Here is a 24020-nt window from a genome sequence, read left to right on the forward strand (position 1 = left end):
TATCTTTTTATCCACATCGTATCTATATGAATACAATTCATACATTCCTTTTCAAACGAGAGAACGTATCCAAGTACAGATAAACACACTCATCTCATAATCGAAAGTACGAGTCACCTTTTATTTCCATAAGCGGGTGTTTTCGCCCTGTGACTCAAGGTTAGTCAAAATAAAAAAGCTAAACGAAGGATAAACTACTCCTGAAACTCACCTTCATGAAACACATTACTATATGAGGTTTTACTTTATGAAATCTTTCACAAAATGGTAATTTTTTCGTACGTGGTAAGAAATTTATGGTATGATAAAATAAGTAACTTTTCATACACTAATTAAGAATTTATTACAGAAAGCAAGGGATCAGATTTTGTATAGAGCAGCAATTCCAAACTTATTTACGCTCGGAAATTTATACAGTGGATTTTTATCAATCGGCTACGCATCTTTAGGGTATTATAAATCAGCTGCTATTTTAGTACTAATCGGGATGATGTTAGATAGTCTTGATGGTCGGGTTGCTCGTTTATTACGCGTGGATTCACAAATGGGGAAAGAACTTGATTCACTAGCAGATGTTGTCACATTTGGAGCTGCACCGGCAGTTTTAATGTACTACACTTCTTTTTCCAACTATGGAATTATCGGACTATACATAGCAGGATTATTCCCTCTGTTCGGAGCATATCGTTTAGCACGATTTAATGTAACGCCTTCCTCGACTTCTATGAAGTATTTCACTGGCGTTCCTATTACTGCAGCAGGAGGACTCGTTGCCTTCTTAACACTATTTTCACATACCATTCCAAAAATTGTCCTCATTACAGTATTTGTAACGTTTGCATTTTTAATGGTAAGTCGTATTCGCATCCCAAGTTTAAAAGATGTACCAATTCCACGATATAGTATTATTGTTACACTCTTTTTAATTGGAATTATTGTCACAATGTATAGAACAAGCTTTGGCAACATGTCAGTATTTTTATTTATTGCCATCCCACTTTATATTTTGTATATGTTATCTCAATTTATTAGGCACAGACCTTCTCATAAAAAACGAGCAAATAAAGAAAAATAAAGAAAGAGCCTTCNNGAAGGCTCTTTCTTTATTTTGTAACTAATACTTTTTGATTTACAGGTGTTACGGGTCCTTCTCCTTCTAATACAGCTAAAATATTACGAACTGCCACTTCAGCCATAGCATCACGTGTTTCAAACGTTGCATTTCCTACATGCGGCGTGAGAACAACATTTTTCAATCCTTTTAATTTCTCTGTAATTTTCGGTTCAAACTCAAACACATCAAGAGCCGCCCCTTCAATTTCATTTGTTTCTAACGCATGAGCAAGCGCTAGTTCATTCATGATAGGACCACGCGCTGCATTTACAATATATGCTGTTTTCTTCATCATTTTAAATTGTTCTTCATCAATCATATGGTGCAGACTTGGGTTATACGCACAATTAATTGTAATAAAATCTGCTGTTTGCAATAACTCGTCTAATGTTACATACGTTGCATCTAATTCTGCTTCTACCTCTTGCTTACGATTTGGGCCTGTATAAATCACATTCATTCCAAATGCCTTTGCACGTTTCGCAACTGCTTTTCCAATTTCTCCAAGACCAATAACCCCGATTGTCTTCCCATATACTTCTCTGCCAAGGAAAAAGAGTGGTGCCCAACCATTAAATCCAACTGTACGACACAACGTATCTCCTTCTGGAATTCGTCTTGCAGCCGCTAAAAGAAGAGCAAACGTTAACTCCGCTGTTGCTTCTGTTGAAACTTTTGGTGTATTGGTAACTGCGATTCCTTTCTCCAGCGCATACTTATAATCAATATTATCGTAACCTGCACCGTAGTTAGCGATGATTTTCAAATCAGGTGCTGCATCAATGACTTCTTTTGTTACCTTTGTAGAAAGTAAGCTTAACAGCGCATCTTTACCCGCAATACGCTCTGCTAATTCTTCGTTACTAATTAATTCTTCTTTGTCATACATTTCTATTTCATGGTTTTGTAATAACTGTAATCCGATTTCTGGAATATTTCCTGCTACTAATATTTTTGCCATTACTAAGCACCTCTTCTATTAAAAAATAGGAATTTCCCTATAGTATATTGTAAGAAATCTAAGTTAAAAAAGCCAAGAAATTTGATTATAGTTTTGAAAACTGACACTTTTTCTCATAAGAAAAGAGGAGATATTTATCTCCCCTTTTTACTTATTGTTCTTCACTCGATTGTTTTCCAAGTTTCGCATCAATTGTCCCTTCTGCCACCGTATCACTAATTTGTTCTTGGGTCACAGAATTGACTTCCTCGTTCGTTTGGGAAGTATAGCTTTGATTCGTCACTTGTAAGTTCTGTTTATTTTGTTGTTTTGTCATTTCAAACCCTCCTTTATCATTCTTTCTTATTTTGAACAAAAAGAAAGATTTTCATCACAAAATCATTTTTTACTTTAAAACAGTTATTGTTTCTACTTCAAGCAGTTGCATCTTCCTCACTCGTTTTTCAAATGTAGCTACATGAGAGATACCATGATTACGTAATGTTTTCACATTTTGCTCGACATAATTTCCTAAATCAATTGGATAATGAGCATCTGACGAAAGAGTGATTGGCACTTGATATTTCGCTAATACTTGCAAATAAAGCGGACTTGGACACATCTCTTGAACAGGATAACGATAATATAATCCCGCATTTACTTCTGTTGCTGTATTCGTTTCTATTAATGCCTTAGCAATTTTTTCGTAATATGGAATCTGAACATTTTCATCTAATCGATAATTAAATACTTTTATATTATCAAGATGCGCTACAATATCAAACAATCTCGAACGAACAGCTTTTTCAACTGTTGCAAAAAACACATCATACAATGTATGTAGCTGATGGTTTTCAAAGTATTCTTTCGTATCTGGATTATCAAATCCCCATCCATCAATAAAATGTACTGAACCAATGACGTAATCCCAATCACCTAATGCCAACAAACCTTCTAACTCCTGCTCGCCACCAATAAAATAATCCGCTTCAATCCCAAGACGCAGCACGACTCCCCGTTTTCTCCAGCGCTCCTTTGCTTCTTGGATTGCCTTTGTAAAATCGTGAATCGATGTTACTCGCACTTGTTCTAACCATTCTTTCTGCAAATAACCTAGCTTCGAATCACTAATATCTACATATTTTTCGTAATACTCTTTTGCCTCATAAAAACGATAGAGATGATCAACAATTCCTACTTCTTTTATGCCTTTCCGCACAGCTTCTTCTAAATAAAAATCAATCCATTCTGCTGTAAACGGTCCTTCTTGCACACGTTTTTTTAAACGGTCTTGCGTTTTCATAAGCCATTCAATCGAATGTTTTTCTTCTTTAAGAGGCTGAAAAAATTCTAGTGATTCATTAATTTTCGCCAGCCACCTTATTGAATACGGCCCTTCTTCTAAATGAAGATGATAGTCCACTTTCATTTACTTTCCCCCTTACAATGTATCAATTTCTTTTCGTTCCCCTATTTTCGAAAGCTGTCCTTGTCTCTCTTTTACTTCTTCTAACACATCGTCTAACGAAACATTTTTTTCAACTAATAAAACAAAACAGTGATAGATGACATCGACCATTTCTTTTACAAGCTCTTCTTTATTATCATTTTTCGCAGCAATTACAACTTCTGTACATTCTTCCCCTATTTTCTTTAAAATTTTATCTTCACCTTTTGTAAATAAGTAATTTGTATATGATTCTAAAATTGGATTTTCTTTACGTTGTCTAATAGTTTCATATAAAGACTTCAGTACGTCTTCCACCTTCAGTTCCCCCTTATATGATTTTATAATGAAAGCATGTCTTCTCTCCTGTATGACAAGCTGGTCCTATTTGCTTAACAATAATGACAATCGAATCTTGATCACAATCTAAATAAAGTGATTGCACATGCTGCACATGCCCTGACGTTTCTCCTTTATTCCATAACGTTTGCCGAGAACGCGAATAAAACCATGTTTTCTTTGTTTCTAACGTTTTTTGATACGCCTCTTCATTCATATATGCTAGCATCAAAATTTCTTTTGTTTTTTCTTCTACCACAACAGCCGGTAACAATCCTTTTGAGAAATCAGGCGTCATAATCTCACCTCAATTTTTGCTTCTTGTAATTTTTTCTTTACTTCTGGAACAGTCGATTCACCATAATGAAAAATAGATGCCGCTAAAGCTGCGCTTGCTGATGTTTTTTGAAATACTTCTACGATATGCTCAGCATTTCCACATCCGCCCGATGCGATTACTGGTATAGAAATACTTTTAGAGATGACTTCTGTCAAACGAAGATCATATCCGTCCTTCGTACCATCTGCATCCATACTCGTAAGTAAAATTTCACCCGCACCTAATTTTTCTACTTGCTTTGCCCATTGTATAGCATCCATTCCCGTATCCATTCGTCCACCGTTTACATATACGTGCCATTTATTTCCACGTACTTCTCTTGCATCAATTGCTATCACGATGCATTGCGAACCGAAATGTTCAGCGCCTTCCTGAATTAACTTTGGATTTCGCACTGCAGCTGAATTAAGTGAAACTTTATCAGCTCCTGCCCTTAGCAAGGCGTACATATCTTGAACAGTTGAAATCCCGCCCCCAACTGTAAGTGGAATAAACAACTTTGACGCAGCTCTCTCTACAACATCTACAATCGTCTTTCTTCCCTCATGCGTCGCCGTAATATCCAAAAAAACAATTTCATCTGCACCTGCTTGATTGTACAAATCAGCTATCTCAACAGGATCTCCCACATCTTGTAATCCTACAAATTTGACACCCTTTACAACGCGGCCACCTTTCACATCTAAACATGGAATGATTCGCTTCGTTAACATATCTTTGTCACCTGCAACGCCTCTTCTAAATCAATTGTTTTTTCATATAACGCTTTTCCAATAATCACACCATATACATTCATATTTTTTAGTTTTTGTACATCTTGTAGTGAGCAAACTCCCCCCGATGCAACAATACGAATGTCCACTGCCTTCTGTAGTAATTGCAATTGCTCAAAGTTTGGTCCCTCTAACGTACCGTCTTTTGCAATATCGGTAAAAACAATCGTTTGTACACCGGTATTTTCCATTTCCTTCGCGAGTTCAATGTAAGAAATTTCAGACACATCAAGCCAACCTCTCGTTGCAACATAACCATTTTTCGCATCAATACCAACAATAATATTTTCTCCATATAAACGAACTGCCTCTTCTAAAAAAGAACGATCGTATAATGCTGCCGTCCCTAAAATGACTTTTTCTACTCCTACTGACAATAACCTTTCAATTGTTTCAAGAGAACGTATTCCTCCGCCTACTTGAACCGGAATTCGAACTGCTTTACATATATTTTCAATTACAGAAAGATTCATCGATTGACCAGCCACCGCTCCATCAAGGTCAACAATGTGCAATGTTCTTGCTCCTAATTTTTCAAACAATAACGCTTGCGCAACTGGATTTTCATTCATGACTGTTTCCTTTTGAAACTCTCCTTGATATAGTCGGACGCACCGTCCTTGTTTTAAATCGATAGCTGGGAAGATTTCCATGATTCTACCACTCCTTTAAAATTTTTTAATATTTGTATCCCAATATCACCACTTTTTTCTGGATGAAACTGCGCTCCAAACATATTCCCTTTTGCTACAAAACCTGGAATATCAATCTCATAGTCACTACTACCACATACAACTTCACTTGGACAATCTGCATAATAAGAGTGAACGTAATACACAAATGAACCATCTTCAACGCCATTCCACAACTCATTTTCCCGTTTCTTCTTTAATTGGTTCCAGCCCATATGCGGTATTTTATAAGGAACTTCCAGCTTGCGAATCACTCCTGGTAACAAACCTAACCCTTTTGTTCTCTCTATTTCTTCACTTTCTTCAAATAAAAGTTGCATCCCTAAACAAATCCCAAGAAGTGGTTTCTCTTGCACTCCAACTTCTTGAATCACTGAAACAAGACCTTTTCCCTGCAGGGCAACCATTGCTTTTGGAAAAGCTCCCACTCCAGGTAAAATCACACCGTCACTTTGTAATATTCTTTCTTTATCATCAGTTACAATATGTCCTGCACCAATACGCGTTAGTGCCTGTTCAACACTCCGAATGTTCCCCATCCCATAATCTACAATCGCAATCAATTACAACAGTCCTTTCGTAGAATTTACACCAGTAATGTTGTCATTTTTATCTACCGCCTCACGCAGTGCGCGTCCAAACGCCTTAAATAATGCTTCAATTTTGTGATGCGTGTTACTTCCATATAAAATACGAGCGTGTAATGTGATATTTGCTGCATGGGCAACCGCTCTAAAAAACTCTTCTGTCAATTCTGTATCAAAATCTCCTAGCTTAGGATTTTTTAATTCGCCTTGGAAAACGAGATAAGACCTCCCACTTATATCAATCGCTACAAAACCTAAAGCCTCATCCATTGGTACATAGGCTGCTCCGTAGCGGTTAATACCTTCTTTATTTTGCAGTGCCTCTTTTAAGCAATTACCAAGTACAATTCCAACATCTTCAACAGTATGATGAGCGTCAACAAACACATCACCTTCTGCTTCAATTTGCAAACCAAATCTCCCATGCTTTGCAAATAAAGTTAGCATATGATCAAAAAAGCCAACACCTGTTTGAATAGACACATTTGCACTTTCATCTAGTTGTAAACTCAATTTAATTTTTGTTTCTGTTGTCCCCCGCACTTGACTTGCCTCACGCATTATTTCTCCTCCTCAAACCGAATTTGGATTGCCCTTGCATGAGCATGTAATCCTTCTTTATCCGCAAGTGTTGTAATATGATGTTGAACGTTTTGTAATGCTTCTTTCGTATAGGATACAAAGCTTGATTTTTTCACAAAATCATCTACTGATAACGGTGAAAAGAAACGTGCTGTTCCACTTGTTGGCAATACATGATTGGGGCCTGCAAAATAATCTCCGAGCGGTTCTGGTGCATATGGACCAATAAAAATCGAGCCAGCATGTTTAATATAGCTCAATGCATTCATCGGTTCATTGATGTGTAACTCTAAATGTTCCGGTGCTATTTCATTCGATAACTGAAACGCCTGCTCTAGCGAAGGAACAACGACAACCGCTCCATTTCTTTCTATTGATTCTCGAGCTATTTCACTTCTTGGTAATGCCTGAAGTTGCACTTCTATTTCCTTTGCTACTTCTTTTGCAAGTTCGATACAAGTTGTAATACAAATCGCTGTTGCTCTCACATCATGTTCAGCTTGAGATAACAAATCCGCTGCGATAAAAGATGCATTCCCAGTTGTATCAGCAATCACGACGATTTCAGATGGCCCTGCAATCATATCGATATGAACCGCTCCAAACACCTCACGTTTTGCAAAAGCCACATATATATTCCCTGGACCGACAATTTTATCAACTTTCGGAATCGATTCCGTCCCATATGCTAATGCTGCTATCGCTTGCGCCCCACCTACTGTATAGACTTCATCTACACCAGCAATTTCAGCAGCTGCCAAAATATGTGGATCTACTCCCTCTTTCCCTGGCGGTGTGACCATTACCACTTTCTGAACACCAGCAATTTTGGCAGGTAACACATTCATAAGTACAGAAGATGGATAAGATGCCGTTCCTCCTGGTACATATACACCAACCGTTTTCAATGGTCTAATTAACTGACCACGAATCACACCTTCGTCCTCACAATCTATAAAAGGTTGTCTTTTTTGTTTTTCATGGTATGAAATAATATTTTTCTTCGCTTCTTGCAACGCTTCTAGAAATGAAATATCTACATATTTACTCGCTTTTTCAACTTCTTCTTTTGCAACACGTAACTTTTGCAATTCAATTCCATCAAAATTTTTGGTATAAAAAAATAGTGCCTCATCTTTCCTTTTTCTTACCCGCTCTACAATTTCTCTTACGCCTATTTGTACAGTTTCTTCTATTATATTAGCCTGTTCTCTTAACTGTTTTATTCTCTTCAACACTTCTGTATACTCTCCATAAATAATCTCCATTACAATCCCCCTTTGCATGTACCTGAAGTAATTGCACACTCCATCTTATTGATAATATCGAATATTTCGTCTTTTTTTGTTTTTAAAGCAGCTTTATTCACAATCATGCGAGCTGAGATTGAATACATTTCTTCAAATACAATCAACCCATTTTCTTGTAATGTTTTTCCTGTTTCTACAATATCAACGATTGCATCTGCTAAACCGAGCAATGGAGCGATTTCCACAGAACCTTCTATTTTTATAATCTCTACATCTTCACCTTTATCTCGAAAATAATTGGAAGTAATATGTGGATACTTTGTAGCAATTCTCTTTTTCCGATAACCTTTCGGGTTATATGTTGGGATAGAGGCGACACAAAACTTACAACACCCTACTTCTAAATCGACCATTTCGTATATATCTTTCTCATATTCCATTAAAATATCTTTTCCGACAATCCCAATGTCTGCAACACCATGTTCTACATAAGTCGCAACATCTACTGCTTTCACTAGAATAAAGGAAACATTCATACTGGCGCTTTGAAATACAAGCTTTCTTCCTTTATCCATCAACTCCGTACAGTCGATCCCAATCTTTTCAAAGAGTGGAATGACATGCTTTTCCAATCTTCCTTTTGTTAACGCAATTTGAATGTTACGCATGAAGATTCCCCTTCTTTCTGTATTACCCATTTTTCCTTCCATACATATTCCACTAATGCTTTTCCAGTCGCTTCAATTACTTTTATAATTCCATTTTTCTTCGCAAAATAAAACGTATCTTGCAAATTTTCAAACATAGATAATTCTACTTTCCATCCATCTTTCTGAAGTAAACCACATAGCCTTTCTGCTTCGGCTATCATATCCAATGAATAATGAATGATCATATCTAATTTTTTTCGATTGAACGTTTTTTGCTGCTCTTGTAATGTCCGTACAATTTGGTTTACCTGTACAGCTAAACCAACCGCTGGCATTGGTTCTCCAAAGTTACTAAGCAATTCATCGTACCTTCCGCCACTAACAATTTCTCCTCCAACATCATATATATAACCTCTAAAAATAACTCCTGTATAATAATGCAAATGTTGAATCATCCCAAGATCGATTGATATATATGAACCATATCCTAATTTTTCAATCGTTTTATAGATTTCTTTTATTCTGGCTATCGCTTGCTTCATCTCATGGTTTGAAGCAAGTTTTTCCGCTTCCTCAATCACTTCAAGGTTTCCAAATAATCTTGGTAATTTTTCAAGTAACTGTACCGTTTCATCACTTCGATCTAAATTCTTTTCTTGTAAAAAACGAGACAGCTCTGCATAATTTTTACTTTCAATATACGTACGTAAGAGCGACTCCTCTTCTTCTCCAAATGACAGCTTTTTAACAATACATTTGTATAACTGAACTTGCCCCAATTCTATTGTAAAAGACTGAATCCCTACAGCTTGAAGAGCATGAATTGCACTTACAATACATTCAATTTCAGCACGTATATTATCAATCCCGATTATTTCAATCCCTGTTTGAATGATTTCATTGTATTTCCCAGATAATGATTCATTTGCTCGAAATACATTCCCGCTATATGTTAGCTTCAAAGCCAAATCCTCTCTGAGTGTTCCCATTACCCTTGCTAGAGGAATTGTCATATCAGGTCTCAAAACGATAATCCGCCCTTGCTGATCAAAAAACTTATACATTTTCTCTTCATCTATCGGCCTGTTACGAAAAGCAAAAACATCATAAAATTCAATTGTGGGTGTCCGAATTTCTTCATAACCCCTTTCTAAAAAAGTACGTCTTAATTTTTGTTCAACTTCTTCTATTAACGTACACTCTTCAAAAACATAATCTCTTGTTCCATCTGGATTTGCTCGCTTCCATTTTGTCATATCAATTCACACTCCTTTAAGCTCTCATGAGTACACTTCCTCTTTTAGTGTATGGCCTACCATAGCAATCGCGAACAAAATAAAAAAGGGCCTTGTAGAAAAAATACCTACAAGGCCCTTTCATAGGGTGTAGGTACAACGGGAATAACCCTTGTACCTACACGTTGTTCACGCTAGGTTCAAGGGTTTATGTATGATGATGTAGTTGTGTAAGATTAATAGATTGTAATGTAAACATAATCTTTACTCCCTTTCTCCTCTTATTTTCACATAGTATATAACACAAAATTCAGAATGTAAACACAATTATAGCCTTATATGTATTTTTTATAACAGCTCGCTAAAAAACTAGCGAGCTATTTTTTGTTCATATTCTTGAACTTTTCGTTCATATTGAAGTGTAATCCCAATTTCATCTAAACCGCTTAATAGCTTTTCTTTCCACATCTTTTCAATCGTAAAGTGAAAACGGTGTAACGAAGTTGTAATTACTTCATTCTCTAAATCGACTTCGATGACGTCTCTTGAATCAATAGCTGCTAATTTTTCACGCATTTCTTTTTCCATAACGATTGGTAGCATGCCATTTTTCGTACAATTCATATAAAAAATGTCTGCAAATCCCCCCGCGATAATAACACGAAACCCATAGTCAGCAAGTGCCCATGGCGCATGCTCTCGTGATGAACCACAGCCAAAATTTTCACCTGTAATGAGTATACTTGCACCTTTTCGTTCAGGTGCATTTAGTGGGAAACTAGGATTCTCTTTCCTATCATCCCTATAACGCCATTCATCAAATAAAAATTCCCCAAAACCCGTTCGTTCAATCCTCTTTAAATATTGTTTTGGAATAATTTGATCTGTATCGATGTTATCGTTCATTAGTACAGCAACAGTTCCTTTATGAATATGAAATGGCTCCATCATAACTCTCCTTTCTCACATCAACGAAATGACCATAAAGTGCTGCGGCCGCTGCCATCGCAGGACTAACTAAATGTGTTCTCGCACCCTTCCCTTGTCGCCCTTCAAAATTCCGATTGGAAGTAGATGCACAATGTTCTCCTTCTGGCACTTGATCTGGATTCATCCCAAGGCACATAGAACACCCAGGCTCTCTCCATTCAAATCCTGCTTTTTCAAATATATGGTGCAACCCTTTCTCCATCGCTGCTTTTCGCACTCTTTTGGATCCTGGTACAACAAGTGCTCGCACCCCTTCTTTTACCTTTTTTCCTTTTACAACAGCTGCGGCGATTTCTAAATCTGATAAACGGGAATTTGTACAAGAACCAATAAATACATGTTGAACCGGAATTTCAAATGCACTTTGCCCTGATTTAAGCCCCATATATGCAAAAGCTCGTTCATCATTTTCATCACGTGTTTCCGGTAACTGTTCATCAATACGCATACCCATACTTGGATTTGTTCCCCATGTTACATATGGTGCTAATTGAGCAACATCTACCGAAATATGAGTATCATATATTGCATCTGACTCAGTATAAAGTTCCTTCCAATTCGCTACAGCCAAATCAAATTCTTCCGGCGCATACTCACGCCCTTTTACATAAGCAAATGTTTTTTCATCTGGCGCAATAATCCCTGCTTTTGCCCCGCCTTCAATCGCCATATTACAAAGTGTCATGCGCTCTTCCATTTCCATATTTGTGATTGCTTCTCCGTAAAACTCCATCACATATCCAGTTCCAACCGCTACCCCATATGTAGCTAGGAGGTGTAAAATAATATCTTTTGCATATACCCCGTTTGGTAATTCCCCTTTTAATTCAATCCCCATTGCTTTTGGTTTTCTTTGCCACAATGTTTGGGTCGCTAGTACATGCTCGACTTCACTTGTACCAATTCCAAAGGCAAGCGCTCCAAAAGCTCCATGCGTTGCCGTATGACTATCACCACATACAATGGTCTTTCCCGGTTGCGTTAGTCCAAGTTCCGGACCAATAACATGGACAATCCCTTGATTTTCATCATCAATATCCGCTAATGGAATATTAAATTGCTTACAATTTTCACGAAGCGTATCTAATTGTTGCTTCGCAATACGATCTGTAATATTCCAAACATCCTTTGTTGGAATATTATGATCCATCGTTGCAAATGTTAAATCCGGCCTCCGAACATTCCGATTTGCAAGCCGCAAGCCTTCAAAGGCTTGCGGCGATGTCACTTCATGTACGAGATGAAGATCGATATACAATAAATCTAATCCATTTTCATTTGTCGTAACAACGTGTCTTTCCCACAGCTTATCTAGTAATCTTTTCGTCATTATCTCCCTCTCCCTACTAATGCTTGTTCTTCCATTTCTTGTAGTACACACTTCGTAAAAGAAGATGTTGTTTCATTCCCACCTATATCAGCTGTACATTTCCCTGATCGAAGGACTGCGAAAATCGCTTCTTCGATTGCTTCTCCTTCTCTTCTTAATTCAAAAGATTGTCCGAGCATCATCGCAACTGAACGCATCATCGCAATTGGATTCACTTTGTTTTTCCCTGCAATATCTGGCGCTGATCCATGAATTGGTTCATACAGTGAAGGACCATTCTCCGCATGACTTGCCGATGGAAGCATCCCGAGCGAGCCTGCTAATACAGAGGCCTCATCACTTAAAATATCACCAAATAAATTCTCTGTTACAATAACATCAAACCTTCCTGGGTTACGGATCAATTCCATAGCCGCTGCGTCTACTAAAATATGTTCAAGTTCAATATCCGGATAGCGTAACGCTACTTCTTCTGTTACTTCTCTCCAAAGTTTACTCGACTCTAAAACATTTGCTTTATCAATGGAAGTGACCTTTTTACGACGTTTACTCGCCAATTGAAAAGCGTAAGAAGCAATGCGCTCAATTTCATGACGATGATAGGTAAGCGTATCTGTTGCTACCTCTTCTGTTTTTTCTTTCGGAAAGGAGAAATAAATCCCACCCGTTAATTCACGAACAACAACAAAATCCACCTCATCGGCCGCCTTCAATGGGGATAAATGAGCGGTTGCTGCATCTACAGTGACAGGACGAACATTCGCAAATACACCAAGTCCTTTTCGAAGCGCCAGCAATCCTTTTTCTGGTCTTTCTTTCGCTTCATCCCAGCGTGGCCCACCAACTGAACCTAGTAATACGGCATCACTTGCTAAACATGCAGCTAAGGTTCTTGACGGCAACGGTTGCCCGCACGAGTCAATCGCATATCCCCCAAATGGTTCATCTTGTAAATAAAAGTGGTGACCATATAATCTTTCTACCATGTTTAATACTTTCTTTGCACTCTCCATAATCTCTGGTCCAACACCATCACCCGCTAAACAAACAATACGTTTTTCCAATGATCAGCACCCCTTTTATATTTAACTGATTATTCTGAATTTTATTAAGTGAAGCGGGGGAGATCCCCCACTTCTCAAACATTATTTTGCAAGCAATAGCAAAGCCTTTAATTTCCCTGCTGCATGCACATAGGCTCTTGCCGATGCTTCTAATACATCTTGCGCAACACCAAATCCTGCAACTTGATGAGTTCCTTCTTTTAATTCAACATGAACATGAGCCAATGCATCCTGTCCTTGTGTAATGGATTGAATACGATAATCTGCTAACTCACATTCCAATCCTAAAATTCTTTGAATTGCATTATAAATTGCCTCAATACTTCCTGCTCCTGTTGCTGCATCTTCGTATAGATTACCTTCCGCATCTTCCAGTGCAACTGTTGCACATTGCGTACTGTTTGAAACAAAATGCACTTGCAGTTGTTTAATGTTATACTGCTGCGCTAGAAATGCTGTTTCTCCTAGCACTAATGCGCGTAAATCTTCTTCCGTAATCTCTTTTTTACGATCTGCTAATCTCTTAAATGCACGAAATGCTATATCCCGCTCTTCCTCTGTAAAATCATAACCAAGTTCCTTCATTTTTTCAGTAAAAGCGTGACGACCAGAATGCTTTCCAAGTACAAATAAATTTTGCGATTCACCAATTAGTTCTGGTTCAATAATTTCATATGTTGTTACTTCTTTTAATACGCCATCTTGATGAATGCCTGATTCATGTGCAAATGCATTCGCGCCAACAATCGCCTTGTTTTTCGGAACGATCATACCCGTTAATCGGCTTACTAATGTACTTGTTGTTTTAATCTCTTTCAATACCATAGAAGGCCGAGCTTCATAATAGTCTCTCCGAATATGCAAAGCTACCGCTACCTCTTCTAAAGCAGCATTGCCCGCACGCTCTCCAATTCCATTTATTGTACCTTCTACTTGCAGTGCGCCTCCTTCAATAGCCGCCAATGAATTTGCTACCGCCATACCAAGGTCATCATGACAATGGCAAGAGAAAATAGTTTTTTCATATGAAGGAACATATTCTTGTAAGTATTTAAAGAGAGAATAGTATTCTTCTGGGTTCGTATAACCAACTGTATCAGGAATATTGATAACATCCGCTCCAGCACGAATCGCAACTTCTACAGCTTCTGCTAAAAAAGGAAGCGCCGTTCTCGTTGCATCTTCTGCCGAAAATTGCACTGTCGGGAATAAAGATTTCCCTAAAGTGACAGAGCGATGAATACTATCTAACACATCTTCTTTTGACATACAAAGCTTATATTTCATATGAATATCACTCGTTGCTAAAAAAACATGTAATCTCGGAGATACCGCACCTTTTACTGCTTCATATGCTCTTTGAATATCACTTTCCTTTGCCCTTGCTAGACTCATAACAGAAGCATTTTTGATCGTTTCTGCAATACGTTTCACTGAATGGAAATCACCTTCAGAAGCTGCCGCAAACCCCGCCTCCATTACATGAATTCCGAGTTTTTCTAACTGCCTGGCAATCTGTAACTTTTCTTGTTCATTTAAATTGACTCCGGGTGATTGTTCGCCATCACGAAGCGTCGTATCCATGAACAAAATCTGTTTCATATTATTTAACCTCCACCTTTACTTTCGGTTGTACAAACGGCATCATGTCGCGTAATTTACGTCCAACAACTTCAATTTGATGTTCATTCTCCTTAGCATTTGTTGCATGAAAATGTGGTTTACCTGCTTTATGTTCCGCAATCCACCCTTTTGCAAATGTACCATCTTGAATTTCTTGTAACACTTCACCCATCGCTTTCTTCGTATGTTCTGTTACAACGCGTGGTCCTGATACAAAATCTCCCCACTGTGCTGTATCAGAAACAGAATATCTCATATTTTCAAGTCCACCTTCATACATAAGGTCAACAATAAGTTTCAGTTCATGCAAACATTCAAAATAGGCAAGTTCCGGCTGGTAACCAGCATCTACTAATGTTTCAAATCCTGCTTTTACAAGTGCAGTAACACCTCCGCAAAGCACAGCTTGTTCTCCAAATAGATCTGTTTCTGTTTCTTCTTTAAATGTAGTTTCTAATACTCCAGCCCTCGTTGCTCCAATTCCATCTGCATAAGACAGTGCTTTTTCAGTTGCCGTTCCAGTAGCATCTTGATATACAGCAAATAAAGCTGGAACAGCTCCGCCTTCAGTAAATGTGCGACGTACTAAATGTCCTGGTCCTTTCGGCGCTACTAAAAATACATCTACATCTTCTGGTGGTGTAACTTGATTAAAATGAATATTAAACCCATGTGCGAACACTAATGAATTTCCAGCTTGTAAATTCGGTTCAATTTCTGCTTCATATACTTCCGGTTGCAGTTCATCTGGAAGTAGAATCATGACTACATCAGCAAACTTTGCTGCCTCTGCAACTGGATATACGGAAAAACCATCTTCTTTCGCCTTTTCCCATGACTTCCCTGGCCTTAATCCAACTACTACATCAAAACCATTATCGCGTAAATTTTGTGCATGAGCATGCCCTTGAGAACCATATCCAACAATCGCCACTTTTTTCCCTTTTAATACATTTACCGCTACATCTTTCTCATAATAAACTTTTGCCATTTTCTTTCTCCCCCTATATTTAAATGATTAATGAATTAACATAATTTGTTTATCTTGTTTTTTCATACTACGCGTAAATGCAGTAACGCCTGTTCTTGCAATTTCTTTTAAGCCATATGGGCGTAAGAGTTCAATTAATGCTTCTACCTTTTCTTGCGTACCTGTTACTTGCACGACGATGGAATCCTTCCCAACATCTATTACAGCGGCTCGAAACGGTTCAATTAAACTATACAATTCTGCCCTTGATACACTCGTTGTCGCTACTTTAATAAGAGCGAGCTCCCTTGCAATCATTGCTTCTCCTGTGATATCAGATACTTTTAACACATCGATTTGTTTATGAAGCTGTTTTATTAACTGCTCCACTTGTTGTTCACTTTCAACATGAACAACAAATGTCATTCGTGAAATATCGGATGACTCTGTATGTCCAACAGAAATACTTTCAATATTAAAATGCCTTCTAGTCATAACACCTGTAATTCGATTTAAAACCCCACTTTGATTTCGAACGGTCGCCGTAACAATCCTTTTCACTGTTCCTTCACCCCCTCCATTTGGTGAACCCCTTTTCCTGGAGCAACCATCGGCATAACTTTTTCAGACTGTAATACTCTGCAATCAATAACAACTGGCTCTTGCAAATTGATTACTTCTTGTAACTGCTCCTTCGCAAGTAACGGATTTTCAATTCGCACCCCTTTTATGCCATATGCATGGGCTAATGCTACAAAATCTGGTTGACAAGAGAGTAACGAATGAGAATATCTTTGGTTATAAAATTCATCTTGCCACTGCCTTACCATCCCTAACGCTTCATTATTTAAAATCAAAACCTTAACTGGCAAGGAATGTTCCTTCAATACACTCAGTTCTTGTAATGTCATTTGAAAGCCCGCATCACCAACAATTGCTACAACTAATTCGTTTGGTTTTGCAATTTGTGCACCAATAGCAGCTGGAAAACCAAATCCCATCGTACCAAGTCCGCCTGACGTCACCCACTTATCTGGGTCTTTAAGCGGATAATATTGAGCAGCCCACATTTGATGTTGACCAACGTCAGTTGTGACAATTGCTCTTCCCTTTGTGATTTCATATAACATATCAATTGCCGCTTGCGGTTTAATCTCTTCAGAATCTTGATCATAGAAGAATGGATACTGTTCTTTTCTACTTTTTAAAAGTGATAGCCATGTACTATGATTTCCTTTTCTCTCCTTACACTCGAGCAGTGCCTCTAAAGCATGTTTCGCACTGGCCACAATCGGAATTTCTGTGGGAACATTTTTTCCAATCTCTGCTGGATCAATATCAATATGTGCAACCGTAGCGCCTTTAGCAAAATACTCTAAATTTCCAGTAAGACGATCGTCAAACCTTGCTCCGATATTTATGAGTAAATCACACTCATACAAGGCCATATTCGCTGTATACGAACCATGCATTCCTCCCATTCCTAAAAACAATTCATCTTCTGGTGGAAATCCCCCTAGTCCAAGAAGTGTATGCACCACAGGTATACAATGCATTCGTGCAAAAGCTGTTAATTCTTGCGAGGCTTTCGCATGCAATACACCCGCCCCAGCTAAAATCAGCGGTTTTTTCGCAACATTAATCGCTTTTAATAATTTGTTAATCTGTAATGGATTCGGTTCATAATTTGGTTGATACCCTGGTAAATCCATCTGCACATCACTACATCGTTCTCCTTTTTCTACTACCATATTTTTAGGAAGATCAATAACGACTGGTCCTGGTCGGCCCGTTTGTGCAATATGAAATGCTTCTTTAATAATTCTCGGTAAATCCGATGCACTGCGCACTTGATAATTATGTTTTGTTACTGGCATCGTAAGCCCCATAATATCCGCTTCCTGGAAAGCATCGCTTCCGATTAACGTTGTTGCTACTTGACCTGTGAAAACAACAAGCGGCAGCGAATCAATCATCGCATCTGCAAGACCAGTAATCACATTTGTTGCCCCTGGACCGCTTGTCGCAATCACAACACCTGGTTTTCCGGTAACCCGTGCATAGCCTTCTGCTGCATGAATCGCTCCTTGTTCATGCCTCGTTAAAATATGAGGAATTTCACAGTCATAAATCGCATCATATAGCGGCAGAACAGCCCCTCCAGGATAACCAAAAATAACTTCTACCTCTTCTTTTCCTAACGCCTCTAACAACAGCTGTGCACCGGTTGCCATTTTCTCTTCCGTTTTCGAAGACATCTCTCTTTTAACCCTCCTTAAAAACTTTTTATGCAATAAAAAAATCCTACGTCCACACTCCAGCTATGTGCTGAAGGGACGAAAGATTTCGCGGTACCACCCTTCTTTGCAAGAATACTTCTTGCCTCAGTGACTCAGGGGATGAGTCTAGCTAATAACGGAGCTACCGTCTAAGCCTAGACAAACGCTTCAGCTTAGCACTCAAGGGCGATGTTCGTCGACGTGAACCATCGGTTTCCAGCAACCACCGACTCTCTGTGAGGCTTCACAATCAACTACTCCTCCCTATCAACGCTTTACAAATTTATAATCCATTACACTTCTATCATCCAACTTTATTTTCTTCGTAAATTTTCTCCCCATCTTCTACAACTAACTTGCGAAACTCTTCTAAAAGACGATTTGTATGTGAACCCGTCTTTCCAGACCCAATCGTTCTTCCATCAACTGTCGTAACGGCAATTACTTCAGCTGCAGTTCCTGTTAAAAACACTTCATCAGCTACATATACATCGTGTCTTGTAAATAATTCTTCTCTTACGTCATATCCAAGCTTTTCTCCAATTTCCAAAATAGCGTTTCTTGTAATACCTTCTAATGCCCCAGCAGAACTTGGTGGTGTAATTAATTTATTTCCTTTTACAATGAAAACATTATCACCAGATCCTTCTGCAACATAACCTTGCTCATTTAACATAAGCGCTTCTTGTACCCCAGCCAGTTTTGCTTCAATACGAACTAAAATATTATTTAAATAGTTCAAAGACTTTACTTGTGGTGTTAATACATCTGGGCGATTACGACGCGTCGCAACCGTCACAACAGGTATCCCTTTTTCATAATATTCAGCCGGAAACAAAGATAATTGTTCCGCAATTACAACAACATTCGGTTTCGAACAAGAATCAGGATCTAATCCAAGATTCCCAACTCCACGTGATACTACTAAACGGATGTACCCATTCGTTAGCTTATTTTGACGAATTGTTTCAACAACAATATTTGTTACTTCTTCTAACGTGTATGGAATTTCCAACATAATGGATTTTGCTGACTCGTATAAACGAATAAGGTGTTCTTTAAGCCTGAAGACATTGCCACTGTAGACACGAATCCCTTCAAACACCCCATCACCATATAAATAACCATGATCATATACTGAAACTTTTGCTTCGTCTTTTGGAACAAACTCTCCATTTAAGAAAATCCATTGCTCATTCACTTAAAAGCGCCCCCTATGTTCTGTGAATTTTTTATTGTTTCCTAGTTTACTCTCCTTTTTAAATAAATCAAGTTAATTTTTAGAAAATTTTAAATTTTAATTTTATACATATCCTCGTTTATATTGATTTATCAACATTGTTAACGTTTACAAAATGTCAAAAAATTTTTTTTCGTCATTTTTCACTCTAAAAAATATTTGTTTAGAAGAAGGATTTTTGTCAAATGGTGCGAATCTATTGTATTCAATAAACGCATGTTCATTTTCGTATATACGGAAATAAAAACGAATTTTGATGGCAGAGGGGGGAAAACAAACTAACATTGTATAAAAATAACAATCATATTTTTCATGTCACTTTCATAATCCTATTGTAAAAAAATAAATTATCAAATGAAGGAGGAAAATAACATGGCGTGTGTACAAATTAAAGGAACAAGACAAGAGGTAGTAGAAATGTTACAACTATTTGATTTAATGGACACGAAAGGTTTATGTAAATTTAACAATTACGTAGAGGTGTATCCAAACGAACAACAAAACAACAACTTCATCGCCTCAATTGATATTCAAGCAAATGATGAATCTTCCCAAGATCAATTAAACGATCAATTCGTAAGTCAAATGCTAACTGGTGTATATAACGACTAATGAAATATAGCGCGTCGACTATATGTAACCTATCAAAAAAAAGAAGTCTCCTTTTAAATAAAAAGGAGACTTCTTTTTTTATATTCACCTAACGGGAAAGTAACATATACTGGATGAAAGCCCTACCTCTCTCTCATCAACACGGTTCCTCTGACCGTTCCTTGATACACTAGTATGTGTATAAGCTTATAAATATAACTTTTAGGGTTTGTTCACAAAAGTTGTTGATAAAATTACCCGATCTTTCGCAAACTTTTCACGTTACATTTATAAGAAATATCCAATATATACTAGATATGACCGAGACACGAAATATAATATTAACATTTAATAACCAATTCGTCAATGTTTATTTTAACAAAACAAAAACAGACATCATGATCTGTCTGTTTTAGAATGGTGCTTTTTCTTTTACTACATAAACAACAAATCCGCTTACTAACATACATAAGCCGACAGTAAAATTCTTGATGTTAATCATAACTACCTCTCCCTTATTTCACAAATCCTATATATATTTACATTTCAATTATATTCATTAGCCCTAAGCACACTTTTCCTAATATATCATAATTCCTAAAAAATGCAAGTTCACTTTTTAATGACCGTTTACAAACTTATCAACAGTGCTAGGAACTGTATTAAGTGCCTTTTCAATCAAGTGTGTACCACTATGTAAATGTAACACTTGTACACCACCAGATCCTACTACTAAAAACGCGACTGGATTGATGGAAACTCCCGCACCACTTCCCCCTCCAAACGGATGCCCTTGTTTCATCTCTTTTTGTTGTCCTTGCCCTGACAAATTTTTCCCTACAGACAGTTCTCCTTTAAAGTCACTTCCCCCTGCACCAAACCCAAAAGCAACTTTTGAGACAGTTAAAACAACTTTTCCGTCCGCTGTTGAAACAGGGCTTCCGACAATTGTATTCACATCAACCATCTCTTTTAAATTTGTCATTGCTGTTTTCATTAAGTTTTCAATTGGATGTTCCATCAGTTAAACCACCTTTTTCCTCTTAATTCTTTTTTATACTTTCCAAAATAGAGGAACTCATACCAAGTTTTACAATTTATAAAAAACAACAATCTACTATCAACTTTCTTCAACCTATACGATAAAGTGAAACTTTAATNNTCCCCCACCTATCTTCCTCGGTTCTCTCTGAATTTTGAGGTGGGAGTCTTACTGCCCGCAAATAGCGGGATAAAATCAGGATAAATCCCCTCCCATCCGGCCTAATCAAACAATGGCAAAACGATCTGTTTCTTAACTGGATAAAAAAGAAAAAGATATACATACTATTAATGAACCTTGTTATGAAAGGAGACATTATTTTGACTGATAAATTTGATGAACGACATAGAACTGAAGAAGCGGATTATAAAGAAGAGTATGCAGCAGAGGTTACTCCTCAGCATATTAACTATAGTGATAAAGACGAAGTAAAATCAAAAACAGCAGGATCAACTGCTGGTTTTATTGCACTTGCTCTTGCTGTATTATCTCTCTTTACATTCCCTACACTTTTTGGTCTTGTTTCTGTTTTACTTGGCATTTACGCTTATAATCGCGGTGCTACTGTAACTGGTAGTATCGCTGCTATTGTAGGTGGTATTGCTGCACTTGTTGCACTCTTATTCCGTATGGCGATTATTGGCTTCTTATTTTCACTCTTTTAAAGAAAAAAGGTATCTCGCACTTTGCGAGATACCTTATCCTGTAAAAACATCTTCTGATGGATAACGGATCTTTTGTTTTGCTGGCCGCGCCAGAGAAAAAACAAGTGTTAACGGACCAATTAATCCACAAAACATAACAAACATAATAATACATTTTCCAATAGCTGATAACTTCGCTGTAATCCCCATTGATAATCCGACTGTACCAAATGCAGAAATCGTCTCAAATAGCAATTGAATGAAACTAAAGTCCTCTGTTAACATCAGCAAAAATACGGCTACAAAAATAAGGATTTGGCTAGCAACAGCAATCGCCAATGCTCTCGTTACCGTCGACATTTTAATTGTACGACGAAATAAAATAAAGTCTTCTTTCTTTCTAAAGAAGGCTACAACCGATGTAATTAAAATAACAAATGTCGTTAACTTAATTCCCCCACCTGTTGAAACACTTCCTGCACCGATAAACATTAAAATCATCGTAAATAAAATTGACGATTCTTCCATTCCCCCATAATCAACTGTATTAAACCCTGCAGTCCTTGGGGTAATTCCTTGGAAGAATGAGGCCCATAATTTTTCGTTTAAAGATAAAGGTCCTAATGTTTTCACATTATTATACTCCAATAAGAAAATGACAATAATCGCAATAACATTAAGAGCTACTGTTCCAACAATCATAATTTTCGAATGAAGTGATAGTTTCTGAAAACTACGGCTATACCATATATCAATTAATACTGTAAAACCTAAACCACCTATAATAATTAAAGAACAAATCCCGATATTAATAATAGGATCTCCTACATAGCGTGTTAAATTATCTGGCCAAAGAGCAAATCCAGCATTATTATAAGCCGCAATAACGTGAAAGATACTATAATATAGTCCCTTTCCAAAACCAAATTCCGGAATAAATCGAATAGATAAAAAAACAACCCCTATGAATTCGATACAAATAGAAAAAATAAAAACACGTTTCACTAACTTTACAAGACCACCAATATTCGTTTGGTTAAATGCTTCTCCAATTAATAATCGATGACGCAATCCAATTTTCTTTCCTAATACCCACACAATTAAAATAGCAATCGTCATTAATCCAAGCCCACCTGTTTGAATTAATAACATAATGACAATTTGACCAAACATTGTAAACGTACTTGCCGTATCTACAACGCCTAAACCCGTTACCGTCGCTGCCGATGTTGCTGTAAAAAATGCGTCTACCCAACTAATCGATTCTTTTGTCGCAAACGGTAGTTTTAATAGCATTCCCCCGGCAATAATTAAACAAAAGAAGCCCATTGCTAAAATTTGAGGCGGACTGAATCGGATTAAACGATTGTACAATCCTTTTTTTATTGTTGCTTCCATCTCACTAACTCCCTTAATGAAGTAACTCCTATATTTATGCGCTAATCATATATTTTTTTCAATTTCCCACCTTCTAGAGGGAACTCATTCCCGTGAATGAATCTTTATACTCTCATAATATAGTTGAGCATAATCCTTTTTTTTATAGATTTCAACTTTTATTTTCCTATTGAAATGCATTTCCGAAAAAGTTTTCATACACAATTCTTGCTCTATTTTTACCGCGATGAAAATATTATTATGTGTTTCTGTCAAATTAAGTTCATCAAAAAATCCTCGTACCTTTCACTTTAAATTCACATTGAAGTCACATCTATCTTTTATATTAAAACTATCAAAGCTGTTCCTCCCTAATTATGAGACATTCCCCAGTGTCTCGAACAGCTTTCCATCCCTAATTTAAATTGACATAAATTGTCCCCTCCCATGACCATCTTGCAACAGCAAGATGGTCTATTTTTTTATTCACCTTAATCGATCTCCTACTAATTCATTACCTATTTTCTACTTTTCCTATGATCCGTTTAAAATCCCCACATCTTTCACTTCAAGTTCACATTGAAGCCACATCTATCTTTTATATTAAAACTATCAAAGCTGTTCCTCCCTAATTATGAGACATTCCCCAGTGTCTCGAACAGCTTTCCATCCCTAATTTAAATTGACATAAATTGTCCCCTCCCATGACCATCTTGCAACAGCAAGATGGTCTATTTCTTATTCTAAAATACAGTTCATATTCATATTTTTCTATATATTAGCAAACAAGAATAACAGAACGTCTATCACAATATATCTATCCGAAATAAAAAAATAATATTAATAATTTTCAGAAAATATTGTCAAATAACATACTTTTTCGGTACAATAAAATAGAAAGTATTTCCAAAAAACAAGGAG

At 37.2% G+C, this 24020-nt stretch carries 26 protein-coding genes and 1 other annotated feature; of the genes, 3 read left to right on the top strand and 23 right to left on the bottom strand.

What is annotated here, in order from left to right:
• Positions 1-367: 367 nt before the first annotated feature.
• On the top strand, positions 368-1075 hold the full coding sequence (gene pssA / locus CN373_RS21985) for a CDP-diacylglycerol--serine O-phosphatidyltransferase (RefSeq protein ID WP_000285427.1): 708 nt from the start codon (positions 368-370) through the stop codon (positions 1073-1075).
• 28 nt (positions 1076-1103) lie between these two features.
• Here the strand turns inward: pssA and CN373_RS21990 are convergent, their stop codons facing one another.
• The 20 genes from CN373_RS21990 to ilvE all read right to left on the bottom strand — a co-directional run bounded on the left by CN373_RS21990 (position 1104) and on the right by ilvE (position 19406).
• Complete coding sequence (locus CN373_RS21990; RefSeq protein WP_001062868.1) at positions 1104-2075, bottom strand: 2-hydroxyacid dehydrogenase family protein; 972 nt, start codon at positions 2073-2075, stop codon at positions 1104-1106.
• 151 nt (positions 2076-2226) lie between these two features.
• On the bottom strand, positions 2227-2391 hold the full coding sequence (locus CN373_RS21995) for a DUF4025 domain-containing protein (RefSeq protein ID WP_000166332.1): 165 nt from the start codon (positions 2389-2391) through the stop codon (positions 2227-2229).
• A gap of 69 nt (positions 2392-2460) precedes the next feature.
• Positions 2461-3483, bottom strand: a complete 1023-nt coding sequence (locus tag CN373_RS22000) for a histidinol phosphate phosphatase domain-containing protein (protein ID WP_000861859.1) — start codon at positions 3481-3483, stop codon at positions 2461-2463.
• Positions 3484-3495: 12 nt separating this feature from the next.
• Positions 3496-3819, bottom strand: coding sequence for a phosphoribosyl-ATP diphosphatase (hisE, locus tag CN373_RS22005; protein WP_000390411.1), 324 nt, complete (start codon positions 3817-3819; stop codon positions 3496-3498).
• 13 nt (positions 3820-3832) lie between these two features.
• Positions 3833-4138: a phosphoribosyl-AMP cyclohydrolase gene (gene hisI / locus CN373_RS22010; protein ID WP_000186704.1), complete on the bottom strand. Its 306-nt coding sequence runs from the start codon at positions 4136-4138 to the stop codon at positions 3833-3835.
• Positions 4135-4893, bottom strand: a complete 759-nt coding sequence (gene hisF / locus CN373_RS22015) for an imidazole glycerol phosphate synthase subunit HisF (RefSeq protein WP_000956434.1) — start codon at positions 4891-4893, stop codon at positions 4135-4137. The genes hisI and hisF overlap by 4 nt, the downstream gene beginning before the upstream one ends.
• On the bottom strand, positions 4887-5606 hold the full coding sequence (hisA, locus tag CN373_RS22020) for a 1-(5-phosphoribosyl)-5-[(5-phosphoribosylamino)methylideneamino]imidazole-4-carboxamide isomerase (RefSeq protein ID WP_000402317.1): 720 nt from the start codon (positions 5604-5606) through the stop codon (positions 4887-4889). The genes hisF and hisA overlap by 7 nt, the downstream gene beginning before the upstream one ends.
• Positions 5579-6208, bottom strand: a complete 630-nt coding sequence (hisH, locus tag CN373_RS22025) for an imidazole glycerol phosphate synthase subunit HisH (RefSeq protein WP_000560643.1) — start codon at positions 6206-6208, stop codon at positions 5579-5581. Before hisH ends, hisA begins: the two co-directional genes overlap by 28 nt.
• Entirely contained in the window at positions 6209-6793 is a 585-nt protein-coding gene (gene hisB / locus CN373_RS22030) for an imidazoleglycerol-phosphate dehydratase HisB (RefSeq protein WP_001206301.1), read from the bottom strand.
• The gene (hisD, locus tag CN373_RS22035; RefSeq protein ID WP_000402936.1) at positions 6793-8082 is read right to left on the bottom strand and encodes a histidinol dehydrogenase; all 1290 of its coding nucleotides are present in this window, start codon (positions 8080-8082) and stop codon (positions 6793-6795) included. The genes hisB and hisD overlap by 1 nt, the downstream gene beginning before the upstream one ends.
• A complete protein-coding gene (hisG, locus tag CN373_RS22040) occupies positions 8082-8732 on the bottom strand; it encodes an ATP phosphoribosyltransferase (protein ID WP_001244466.1) in 651 nt (216 codons plus the stop codon). Before hisG ends, hisD begins: the two co-directional genes overlap by 1 nt.
• Positions 8708-9970 (bottom strand): ATP phosphoribosyltransferase regulatory subunit, encoded by a 1263-nt coding sequence (hisZ, locus tag CN373_RS22045; RefSeq protein ID WP_000170285.1) that lies wholly within the window; start codon positions 9968-9970, stop codon positions 8708-8710. Before hisZ ends, hisG begins: the two co-directional genes overlap by 25 nt.
• A gap of 348 nt (positions 9971-10318) precedes the next feature.
• Positions 10319-10897, bottom strand: a complete 579-nt coding sequence (leuD, locus tag CN373_RS22050) for a 3-isopropylmalate dehydratase small subunit (protein WP_000433137.1) — start codon at positions 10895-10897, stop codon at positions 10319-10321.
• Complete coding sequence (leuC, locus tag CN373_RS22055) at positions 10875-12269, bottom strand: 3-isopropylmalate dehydratase large subunit (protein ID WP_000166836.1); 1395 nt, start codon at positions 12267-12269, stop codon at positions 10875-10877. Before leuC ends, leuD begins: the two co-directional genes overlap by 23 nt.
• Positions 12269-13333, bottom strand: coding sequence for a 3-isopropylmalate dehydrogenase (gene leuB / locus CN373_RS22060; protein WP_098360151.1), 1065 nt, complete (start codon positions 13331-13333; stop codon positions 12269-12271). Before leuB ends, leuC begins: the two co-directional genes overlap by 1 nt.
• Before the next feature lie 81 nt (positions 13334-13414).
• Complete coding sequence (locus CN373_RS22065) at positions 13415-14935, bottom strand: 2-isopropylmalate synthase (RefSeq protein ID WP_000809572.1); 1521 nt, start codon at positions 14933-14935, stop codon at positions 13415-13417.
• A gap of 1 nt (position 14936) precedes the next feature.
• On the bottom strand, positions 14937-15947 hold the full coding sequence (ilvC, locus tag CN373_RS22070; protein ID WP_098360152.1) for a ketol-acid reductoisomerase: 1011 nt from the start codon (positions 15945-15947) through the stop codon (positions 14937-14939).
• 27 nt (positions 15948-15974) lie between these two features.
• The gene (gene ilvN, locus CN373_RS22075; protein ID WP_000822945.1) at positions 15975-16487 is read right to left on the bottom strand and encodes an acetolactate synthase small subunit; all 513 of its coding nucleotides are present in this window, start codon (positions 16485-16487) and stop codon (positions 15975-15977) included.
• Entirely contained in the window at positions 16484-18184 is a 1701-nt protein-coding gene (gene ilvB, locus CN373_RS22080; protein WP_098360153.1) for an acetolactate synthase large subunit, read from the bottom strand. Before ilvB ends, ilvN begins: the two co-directional genes overlap by 4 nt.
• A 71-nt stretch (positions 18185-18255) precedes the next feature.
• Positions 18256-18485: a binding site (T-box leader), on the bottom strand.
• Between the two features lie 24 nt (positions 18486-18509).
• Positions 18510-19406, bottom strand: coding sequence for a branched-chain-amino-acid transaminase (gene ilvE / locus CN373_RS22085; RefSeq protein WP_001005478.1), 897 nt, complete (start codon positions 19404-19406; stop codon positions 18510-18512).
• A gap of 411 nt (positions 19407-19817) precedes the next feature.
• On the opposite strand from ilvE, the gene CN373_RS22095 reads away from it, so the two are divergent.
• Positions 19818-20057 (top strand): DUF3911 family protein, encoded by a 240-nt coding sequence (locus CN373_RS22095; RefSeq protein ID WP_000752515.1) that lies wholly within the window; start codon positions 19818-19820, stop codon positions 20055-20057.
• 391 nt (positions 20058-20448) lie between these two features.
• Here the strand turns inward: CN373_RS22095 and CN373_RS22100 are convergent, their stop codons facing one another.
• Together CN373_RS22100 and ytfJ are read right to left on the bottom strand one after the other, a co-directional pair.
• Positions 20449-20538, bottom strand: a complete 90-nt coding sequence (locus CN373_RS22100; protein ID WP_000608217.1) for a hypothetical protein — start codon at positions 20536-20538, stop codon at positions 20449-20451.
• A 117-nt stretch (positions 20539-20655) separates the two neighbouring features.
• Positions 20656-21057 carry a GerW family sporulation protein gene (gene ytfJ / locus CN373_RS22105; RefSeq protein WP_098360154.1) on the bottom strand — a complete coding sequence of 134 codons (402 nt, stop codon included), beginning with the start codon at positions 21055-21057 and terminating at the stop codon, positions 20656-20658.
• A gap of 323 nt (positions 21058-21380) precedes the next feature.
• On the opposite strand from ytfJ, the gene CN373_RS22110 reads away from it, so the two are divergent.
• A complete protein-coding gene (locus CN373_RS22110) occupies positions 21381-21743 on the top strand; it encodes an imidazole glycerol phosphate synthase (protein ID WP_111901926.1) in 363 nt (120 codons plus the stop codon).
• Positions 21744-21776: 33 nt separating this feature from the next.
• Here CN373_RS22110 and CN373_RS22115 read toward each other — a convergent pair whose 3' ends face one another.
• Positions 21777-23120, bottom strand: a complete 1344-nt coding sequence (locus CN373_RS22115) for a TrkH family potassium uptake protein (RefSeq protein ID WP_000388432.1) — start codon at positions 23118-23120, stop codon at positions 21777-21779.
• Positions 23121-24020: the final 900 nt, after the last annotated feature.

The sequence above is a fragment of the Bacillus cereus genome, assembly GCF_002561295.1.
Lineage (GTDB): Bacteria > Bacillota > Bacilli > Bacillales > Bacillaceae_G > Bacillus_A > Bacillus_A cereus_S.

Excerpts from the sequence above, each read along its gene's own strand:
- ilvC (WP_098360152.1), bottom strand. The coding sequence starts at position 15,947 with ATGGCAAAAGTTTATTATGAGAAAGATGTAGCGGTAAATGTATTAAAA.
- hisF (WP_000956434.1), bottom strand. The coding sequence starts at position 4,893 with ATGTTAACGAAGCGAATCATTCCATGTTTAGATGTGAAAGGTGGCCGC.
- hisZ (WP_000170285.1), bottom strand. The coding sequence starts at position 9,970 with ATGACAAAATGGAAGCGAGCAAATCCAGATGGAACAAGAGATTATGTT.
- hisG (WP_001244466.1), bottom strand. The coding sequence starts at position 8,732 with ATGCGTAACATTCAAATTGCGTTAACAAAAGGAAGATTGGAAAAGCAT.
- CN373_RS22000 (WP_000861859.1), bottom strand. The coding sequence starts at position 3,483 with ATGAAAGTGGACTATCATCTTCATTTAGAAGAAGGGCCGTATTCAATA.
- ytfJ (WP_098360154.1), bottom strand. The coding sequence starts at position 21,057 with ATGGAACATCCAATTGAAAACTTAATGAAAACAGCAATGACAAATTTA.
- CN373_RS22115 (WP_000388432.1), bottom strand. The coding sequence starts at position 23,120 with ATGGAAGCAACAATAAAAAAAGGATTGTACAATCGTTTAATCCGATTC.
- hisD (WP_000402936.1), bottom strand. The coding sequence starts at position 8,082 with ATGGAGATTATTTATGGAGAGTATACAGAAGTGTTGAAGAGAATAAAA.
- hisB (WP_001206301.1), bottom strand. The coding sequence starts at position 6,793 with ATGCGTGAGGCAAGTCAAGTGCGGGGGACAACAGAAACAAAAATTAAA.
- CN373_RS22095 (WP_000752515.1), top strand. The coding sequence starts at position 19,818 with ATGGCGTGTGTACAAATTAAAGGAACAAGACAAGAGGTAGTAGAAATG.
- leuD (WP_000433137.1), bottom strand. The coding sequence starts at position 10,897 with ATGGAGCCATTTCATATTCATAAAGGAACTGTTGCTGTACTAATGAAC.
- CN373_RS21995 (WP_000166332.1), bottom strand. The coding sequence starts at position 2,391 with ATGACAAAACAACAAAATAAACAGAACTTACAAGTGACGAATCAAAGC.
- CN373_RS21990 (WP_001062868.1), bottom strand. The coding sequence starts at position 2,075 with ATGGCAAAAATATTAGTAGCAGGAAATATTCCAGAAATCGGATTACAG.
- leuC (WP_000166836.1), bottom strand. The coding sequence starts at position 12,269 with ATGACGAAAAGATTACTAGATAAGCTGTGGGAAAGACACGTTGTTACG.
- CN373_RS22100 (WP_000608217.1), bottom strand. The coding sequence starts at position 20,538 with ATGATTAACATCAAGAATTTTACTGTCGGCTTATGTATGTTAGTAAGC.
- hisA (WP_000402317.1), bottom strand. The coding sequence starts at position 5,606 with ATGGAAATCTTCCCAGCTATCGATTTAAAACAAGGACGGTGCGTCCGA.
- CN373_RS22065 (WP_000809572.1), bottom strand. The coding sequence starts at position 14,935 with ATGAAACAGATTTTGTTCATGGATACGACGCTTCGTGATGGCGAACAA.
- hisI (WP_000186704.1), bottom strand. The coding sequence starts at position 4,138 with ATGACGCCTGATTTCTCAAAAGGATTGTTACCGGCTGTTGTGGTAGAA.
- ilvB (WP_098360153.1), bottom strand. The coding sequence starts at position 18,184 with ATGTCTTCGAAAACGGAAGAGAAAATGGCAACCGGTGCACAGCTGTTG.
- CN373_RS22110 (WP_111901926.1), top strand. The coding sequence starts at position 21,381 with ATGAAAGGAGACATTATTTTGACTGATAAATTTGATGAACGACATAGA.